Raw genomic sequence first — 7,909 nt, 5'->3', positions numbered from 1 at the left:
GGCGCTTTGTGGCGGTTGATTCTAGTGCTTTCAACCTGGTAGCCGGAGACACCAACTACAATATTAGCGATATTTTCTTAGCGACCTTGACTGGTGTTGATAGCACTACCCTGATAATTTAAGTTATTTTCAAGCCGCCCCTTTTATTAAAAGCCCGGATTTTAGTGATTGATTATACTTTTTACCTCCATGAGCGCAGATGGGGGTCTTGTTCTCAAATGTCCAGGGGGCGGTCAAAATGTATTTTCCATTAACTCGGATTTCGAGTCATTAGTAGGGGCGCAATGCCTTGCGCCCCTACGTACGTATTTTAAAAGTTTAGTGTTTAATCATACGTCGGACTATTGACCAATGACGGCAGGACTAAGACGGTGAGGTGATTCATCCCCGCACTCTTATGGGACGGGGCTTTCTCACCGTCTTCCTATAACGAGGCGACACGATTCGGACATTTTAGAATTGAGTCTATAAACTTCCATCTTTATCTATTCATAAAAGAAAGGAATCTTTCTAACCCTAGGTAGAAGCGGAAAAATACTTTCATACCATTATAAAGATTTTACTTAACTATAAAAGCAAAAGCAAAAAAATTGACGCAATTATCAAAAAATTGTTCATATCTCATTCTTTAACATTTAGATACGCTAATCTCATACCAAGTAGCATTCAAATCTAAAACTTTGCTTAAGGTTTTGACTGTTAATTGTAGGCTGTTAGTAGTCGGTAATTGATGGTTTAACCTTGTGACTTAGTTGAATGCGACATATTCATAATAAATAGGTTTGTCGGCTCGTTCCCTTTTGACAATAAGGCTCTTGTTTGAATAGACAACTACAATAACGCCCAATTTGGGACAAGATCAATATACTACTTTTTGCTTCCAAGATCTTGCATTTTGGTTGTAGTATGTAAGTTTTTAATTGACATAGTACAAACACATGATAGTTGAAAGTCATTAGTCAAAATTTTGATGCATGACTAATGAACGCCAGATACCAAGTGAGGGTTTCCCTCCTGGGCGTACTGCCTCCTAATGACTCATAACTACTTCAGAGAAATTGCGCATGATTGTTGATTCTCACTGCTACACAACTCTTGGCGGTATAAAGATATCTCGCTCCATCAGCGAAGTGCAAACAGACACAGCTCTAGACGAAATTTTGTTTCACCTGAACTCTCAGCGTGGAGGTTTACTCAAAAGTAGTTATGAGTATCCAGGGAGATATAAAAGGTGGGCGATCGCATTTGTCAATCCACCACTAGAGGTGACAACACGCGAGAGAGCTTTTACGCTAAGAGCGCTCAACAAGCGAGGCGAAGTGCTTCTACCAATACTTTTTGAGCGATTGTCAGTGCATTCTCAACTTCAGGAAGTCAAGTTAGAGAACGATCACATCAGTGGTTTTGTCAAGCCAACTGTTCAACTATTTGCAGAAGAAGAGCGCAGTAAGCAACCTTCTGCCTTTACAGTTATCCGCGAGATTCTCCATGCTTTCTCTAGTGATGAAGACGAGCATCTGGGATTGTATGGCGCATTTGGATATGACTTGGTGTTCCAGTTTGAATCAATTCCCAAGCGTTTAGAGCGTCCTACAGATCAGCGGGATTTGGTACTGTATCTACCGGATGAACTACTCGTTGTTGACTACTACTTGCAACGAGCATACCGTATACAGTACGACTTTGAAACAGCGCATGGCAGTACCAAAAATCTTCCACGAACAGGTGACTCGGTTGATTATAAAGGAGAACGCCATGTTCCCACTCTAACTTCTGACCATCAGCCAGGGAAGTATGCAAATCAAGTAGAAGTCGCACTAGATTACTTCCGTCGGGGAGACTTATTTGAAGTTGTTCCCAGTCAAAGCTTTTTTGAATCCTGTGAAGAACCACCGAGCAAACTATTCCAAACACTACAGCAAATTAATCCCAGTCCCTATGGGTTTATATTTAACTTAGGTGGAGAGTATCTTATCGGCGCATCTCCAGAAATGTTTGTGCGAGTTGAAGGTAGGCGTGTAGAGACTTGCCCAATCAGTGGGACGATTACCCGAGGACAAGATGCTCTAGATGATGCCGAACAGATTCGTCAACTCCTTAACTCTGGGAAAGAAGAAGCCGAACTGACCATGTGTACAGACGTGGATCGTAATGACAAATCACGGATTTGCGAACCTGGCTCAGTACAAGTGATTGGTCGTCGTCAAATAGAATTGTATAGCCATTTGATTCACACAGTGGATCATGTCGAGGGATTATTAAGACCAGAATTTGATGCTTTGGATGCCTTTTTGAGCCATACTTGGGCAGTCACAGTGACAGGCGCACCCAAACGCTCAGCAATCCAGTTTATCGAAAACCATGAGCGTAGTGCTCGACGCTGGTATGGTGGAGCTGTCGGTTATTTAAACTTCAACGGCAATTTTAATACTGGATTGATTTTGCGGACAATTCGGTTAAAAGACTCAATCGCTGAGGTGAGAGTTGGCGCGACTATTCTTTATGACTCCTTGCCCGCAGCAGAAGAACAAGAGACAATGACTAAAGCTGCGGCTTTATTTGAGACAATTCGTCGCGCGAAGCAGGGGAAAAAATCTGAAGAATCTCAGCCAACAAAATTGAACACCTACATTCCAAATGTCGAATCTGGTAAGCGCATCTTACTCATCGACTACGAAGACTCATTTGTTCACACACTGGCAAATTACATCCGCCAAACGGGTGCGACAGTCACAACATTACGTCATGGGTTTTCGGAATCGCTGTTTGACACAGAACGTCCAGACTTAGTTGTTTTATCTCCAGGTCCTGGTAGACCGAATGATTTTCGTGTTCCAGAAACTGTCCAGGCTTGCTTGCGTCGGCAAATTCCACTTTTTGGAGTCTGTCTGGGACTGCAAGGTATTGTTGAAGCGTTTGGTGGAGAACTGGGAGTTCTCAACTATCCTCAACATGGCAAGTCTTCACGGATTTTTGTCACCGATTCAAATTCTGTTCTCTTCAAAGGTTTACCAGAATCCTTTTGTGTGGGTAGATACCATTCGTTGTTTGCTTTACCGGAAAAATTGCCAGCACAACTGAAGGTAACAGCCATTTCTAATGACGATGTGATCATGGGAATTGAGCATCAAACACTTCCTGTCGCAGCTGTGCAATTTCATCCAGAATCCATTATGACTCTGGCAGGAGAACTTGGTCTGGCAATCATTAAAAACGTAGTGCGTGCATACACTCAAACTCAAGAGTCATTAGTCATTAGTCAATAGTTATTCTCCCTCACTCCCTACTCCCTGCTCCCTACTCCCTCATCTCACCAGGAGTCTATGAAACAAGTTGCTACTACAAATGTTCGTCCACGCCACATTCTCGAAGAGATTGTGTGGTACAAAAAGCAAGAAGTCGCACAAATGCGGCAAGATTTACCACTAGCGACTTTGCAACAGCAGTTAAATGCTGCTCCGAGTGTACGAAATTTCCTGACTGCTTTAAAGCAAAATCCCCATCAACCAAGCCTGATTGCAGAGGTTAAGAAAGCTTCGCCGAGTCGTGGAGTTCTGCGGGCTGACTTTAACCCAGTGGCGATCGCCCAAGCCTATGAGCAAGGTGGTGCAGCTTGTCTATCTGTTCTGACTGACGAAAAGTTCTTTCAAGGCAGTTTTGATAATTTGCGTGCTATCAGGGAACAAGTCGCACTCCCACTACTGTGCAAAGAGTTTATCATCGATATCTACCAAATCTATTATGCACGGGTTGCAGGCGCAGACGCTGTACTACTTATTGCTGCTATCCTTTCAAATGAACAACTCCAAGACTTTTTACGAGTCATTCATGATTTGGGGATGAAAGCTTTGGTAGAAGTTCATACTTTAGCTGAACTGGATCGGGTGCTAAAACTTGATGATTTGCGCTTGGTAGGGATCAACAACCGCAATTTAGAAGATTTTACGGTGGATATCGGACTCACTCAGCAACTTGTAGAAGAGCGACGCTCAAAATTGCAAAGCTTTGGCATTACCATCGTCAGTGAGTCTGGTTTATATACTCCTGCTGATTTATCACTTGTCGCCCAAGCGGGTGCGCGTGCGGTTTTGGTAGGAGAGTCGTTAGTGAAACAAGCTGATTTAGAGCAGGCTGTGCGAAGTCTCCTCCATTCTTAGCTCGTCATACAAAAACACTGATTACGTAGGTGCATTATCCGATGACTTCCATTTCCCAACGTTTTCAATCTTTAAGAAATAGCAACCAGTGCGCCCTGATTCCCTTCATCACAGCTGGAGATCCTGACTTAGAAACCACAAAAGAAGCTTTACGGATCTTAGACAGAAATGGCGCTGACTTTATTGAACTGGGTGTTCCTTACTCTGATCCACTCGCAGATGGTCCTGTTATCCAAGCAGCCGCAACTCGTGCGTTACACAACGGAACTAAGTTAGAGCATGTGTTAGAGATGGTTGCAGATGTGAGTCCAAACTTGCAAGCACCCATCATTCTATTCACTTACTACAACCCAATTTTAAATAGGGGTATTAAGTCATTTTTGGCGCAAGTCGCCAGTGTAGGGGTGCGGGGATTAGTCGTACCAGACTTACCTTTAGAAGAAGCGGAAGATTTAATTAACACAGGCACAGAATTTGGAATAGAAGTCATTTTACTTGTGGCTCCTACCAGTTCTCAAGAGCGAATTGAGGCGATCGCCAAATACTCTCAAGGATTTATCTACCTTGTGAGTGTGACTGGTGTGACAGGTGTTCGTTCTCAACTACAAGAACGCGTCAAAACTTTACTCACTCAGATGCGAAGTATAACTGATAAACCGATTGGTGTTGGCTTTGGCATCTCTGGACCAGAACAGGCGCGTCAGGTCAGCGATTGGGGCGCAGATGGTGTTATTGTTGGTAGTGCATTTGTTCAAAGATTAGCAAATGGTAGTCCCACAGAAGGACTGCAAGCTATTGAACAACTTTCTCAAGAATTGAAAGCCGCAATTGCCCAACCGTCTCTTCAAACGGTAGGTTCTATACAGTGAACAGTGATCAGTTATCAGTCAAAAACAACTGTTGACTGTTAACTGTTGTTAAGACTCCTGAAAATTTACTAGAAGCTAAGAGGTTATATCCAGTGGTTAGCATCTCAGATATCAATAATAAAGTTGTATCCACAACTGCAAGACCCGACTCCTTGGGAAGATTCGGAAAGTTCGGCGGTAAGTATGTTCCTGAAACCTTAATGCCCGCATTAAGTGAATTGGAAACAGCATATGAGCAATACCGCAACGAGGCAAGTTTTCAAGAAGAGTTACAAAAATTACTTAAAGACTACGTGGGACGACCGAATCCCTTATATTTTGCTGAACGTCTCACAGCACACTACGCTCTTACTGATGGTACAGGGCCGCAAATCTATCTCAAGCGGGAAGATTTAAATCATACAGGTGCTCATAAAATTAATAACGCTTTAGGTCAGGTGTTGCTGGCAAAGCGTATGGGTAAGCAACGCATTATCGCTGAAACAGGAGCAGGTCAGCATGGGGTAGCAACTGCAACCGTATGTGCTCGTTTTGGTTTACAATGCGTGATTTATATGGGCATCCACGATATGCAACGGCAAGCCCTCAATGTGTTTCGGATGAAACTGATGGGAGCTGAAGTTCGTCCCGTGGAGGCTGGTACTGGAACACTTAAGGATGCAACTTCCGAGGCGATTCGGGACTGGGTGACAAACGTGGAAACAACCCACTACATCCTTGGTTCCGTTGCGGGTCCCCATCCTTACCCCAAGTTAGTACGCGACTTCCACGCTATCATTGGTCAGGAAACTCGCGCTCAGTCTCAAGAGAAATGGGGAGGAATACCAGATATTCTCTTGGCTTGTGTGGGTGGTGGTTCCAATGCGATTGGGTTATTCCATGAGTTTGTGGATGAGCCATCTGTGCGCCTGATTGGAGTTGAAGCAGCAGGCGAAGGTGTTGACACCGAAAAGCACGCAGCAACTTTGACTAGGGGACGAATCGGTGTGTTGCACGGTGCTATGAGCTATTTGCTACAAGATGATGATGGTCAGGTTATCGAAGCACATTCGATTAGTGCTGGTTTAGATTATCCTGGCGTCGGTCCAGAGCATAGCTATCTCAAGGAGCTTGGTCGCGCTGAGTACTACAGTATAACCGACTCTGAGGCTTTAGGAGGGTTGCAGCTTCTGTCTCAACTAGAAGGGATTATTCCAGCTTTGGAAACTGCTCATGCGATCGCCTATTTAGAAAAGCTGTGTCCTCAGTTAGAAGGTAGTCCTCGGATTGTCATCAACTGCTCAGGCAGAGGGGATAAAGATGTGCAAACTGTTGCTACAATCCTGAATCCTTAGTCTTTTTAGGGACTATTGACTATTGACTATTAACCGCCCCTCCCCGCGAGTTCGGGCAGGGGTAAGGGGAGCCAGTGCTGCAGTCCTTGTTTCGGTGCTCTCACGGCGACCGGCGTGTGGGGTCAAAAAGCGTACTGCATCCAAATGAGAACCGCTATATTCAGTAGCTACTCGTTAGTAGTTTATACAAAACAAACCAACAAATAATACGGAGAATCAAAATTCATGATCATTATCGTCAAAAATGGTACACCTGCTGAGGAAATTACTCGCATCAGCCAAGAATTGCATGACACTTGGGGCCTCACTGTGGAAAAAAGTGTTGGACAGAACAAAGTAGTTTTGGGCTTAATTGGTGAAACTGCCACCCTAGATCCAATGCAGATACAGAATAACAGTCCTTGGATTGAGCAAGTACTACGAATTCAGAAACCTTTCAAGCGCGTCAGTCGAGAATTCCGTCATGGAGAAGCCAGTCAGGTTGTTGTTCCCACACCAAATGGTCCTGTCTACATCGGTGAACAACATCCCGTTGTGTTGGTTGCTGGACCTTGCTCCGTGGAAAATGAAGAAATGATTGTGGAAACGGCAAAGCGCGTTAAGGCAGCTGGAGCTAAGTTTCTGCGTGGCGGCGCTTACAAACCTCGCTCTTCACCCTATGCATTTCAAGGACATGGTGAGAGTGCTCTAGATTTGTTAGCCGCAGCCCGTGAAGCTACGGGTTTGGGTATCATCACAGAACTTATGGATGCTGCCGATTTACCAGCACTGTCTAGGGTTGCTGACGTGATCCAGATAGGAGCCAGGAATATGCAAAACTTCTCCTTGCTAAAGAAAGTGGGCGCTCAAGATAAGCCTGTGCTGATCAAACGCGGGATGTCCGCCACGATTGATGAGTGGCTCATGGCAGCAGAATATATTCTGGCAGCAGGAAATCCAAATGTGATTCTTTGCGAACGGGGTATTAGAACTTTTGATTCCAAATATGTTCGTAACACTCTAGATTTATCAGTGATTCCTGTGTTGAGACAGCTAACACATTTACCCATCATGATTGACCCTAGTCATGGTACAGGGAAATCAGAGTATGTTACACCGATGGCAATGGCAGCTTTAGCAGCAGGTACAGATTCATTGATGATTGAAGTTCACCCGAATCCTGCTAAGGCTCTATCAGATGGACCTCAGTCCCTGACCCCTGAAAAGTTTGACCGATTGGTTCAGGAATTGTCAGTTTTGGGTAAAGTCGTTGGTCGCTGGTCTACACCCGATCAACGTAGTTTGGTAGCTTTAGGATCGGTGTAGGAAGTAGAGTGTAGTATTTTGTGTTTGTAACAGAGGTACCAATACTTTTCAGTTAGGGGGAAAGGGAAAAATTCATCCTTTCCCTCTTTTCCTTTAAGTTTTCCTAAATAGCAAGGGAAATGAGTAGTACTTATCCGAAAAGTATTGCCAGAGATACTGCTATCAATGCTCAGAGAAATTTTTTCTAATATTTGGTATCTTACATCTTTCCAACGATATATTTTTATGTTGATACTTTTTATAT

Annotated in this window: 5 protein-coding genes; all 5 read left to right on the top strand. The window is 44.0% G+C overall.

What is annotated here, in order from left to right; all coding sequences use genetic code 11:
* Positions 1-1,064: 1,064 nt before the first annotated feature.
* The 5 genes from DP116_RS11155 to aroF all read left to right on the top strand — a co-directional run bounded on the left by DP116_RS11155 (position 1,065) and on the right by aroF (position 7,665).
* Complete coding sequence (locus DP116_RS11155) at positions 1,065-3,266, top strand: anthranilate synthase (protein WP_169155252.1); 2,202 nt, start codon at positions 1,065-1,067, stop codon at positions 3,264-3,266.
* Positions 3,267-3,323: 57 nt separating this feature from the next.
* Positions 3,324-4,157 (top strand): indole-3-glycerol phosphate synthase TrpC, encoded by an 834-nt coding sequence (trpC, locus tag DP116_RS11150; RefSeq protein WP_169155251.1) that lies wholly within the window; start codon positions 3,324-3,326, stop codon positions 4,155-4,157.
* A 41-nt stretch (positions 4,158-4,198) separates the two neighbouring features.
* The gene (trpA, locus tag DP116_RS11145) at positions 4,199-5,026 is read left to right on the top strand and encodes a tryptophan synthase subunit alpha (RefSeq protein WP_169155250.1); all 828 of its coding nucleotides are present in this window, start codon (positions 4,199-4,201) and stop codon (positions 5,024-5,026) included.
* 92 nt (positions 5,027-5,118) lie between these two features.
* Complete coding sequence (gene trpB, locus DP116_RS11140; RefSeq protein ID WP_169155249.1) at positions 5,119-6,360, top strand: tryptophan synthase subunit beta; 1,242 nt, start codon at positions 5,119-5,121, stop codon at positions 6,358-6,360.
* Positions 6,361-6,585: 225 nt separating this feature from the next.
* Positions 6,586-7,665: a 3-deoxy-7-phosphoheptulonate synthase gene (gene aroF, locus DP116_RS11135; protein WP_169155248.1), complete on the top strand. Its 1,080-nt coding sequence runs from the start codon at positions 6,586-6,588 to the stop codon at positions 7,663-7,665.
* Positions 7,666-7,909: the final 244 nt, after the last annotated feature.

Source organism: Brasilonema bromeliae SPC951, assembly GCF_012912135.1.
Taxonomy (GTDB): domain Bacteria; phylum Cyanobacteriota; class Cyanobacteriia; order Cyanobacteriales; family Nostocaceae; genus Brasilonema; species Brasilonema bromeliae.
Note: the sequence above shows the minus strand (reverse complement) of the source record. Positions and strands in the feature narration are given on the sequence as shown.

Bases quoted from the DNA above. Each gene is read 5' to 3' on its own strand.
- DP116_RS11155 (WP_169155252.1), top strand. From the start codon at position 1,065: ATGATTGTTGATTCTCACTGCTACACAACTCTTGGCGGTATAAAGATA.
- trpC (WP_169155251.1), top strand. From the start codon at position 3,324: ATGAAACAAGTTGCTACTACAAATGTTCGTCCACGCCACATTCTCGAA.
- trpA (WP_169155250.1), top strand. From the start codon at position 4,199: ATGACTTCCATTTCCCAACGTTTTCAATCTTTAAGAAATAGCAACCAG.
- aroF (WP_169155248.1), top strand. From the start codon at position 6,586: ATGATCATTATCGTCAAAAATGGTACACCTGCTGAGGAAATTACTCGC.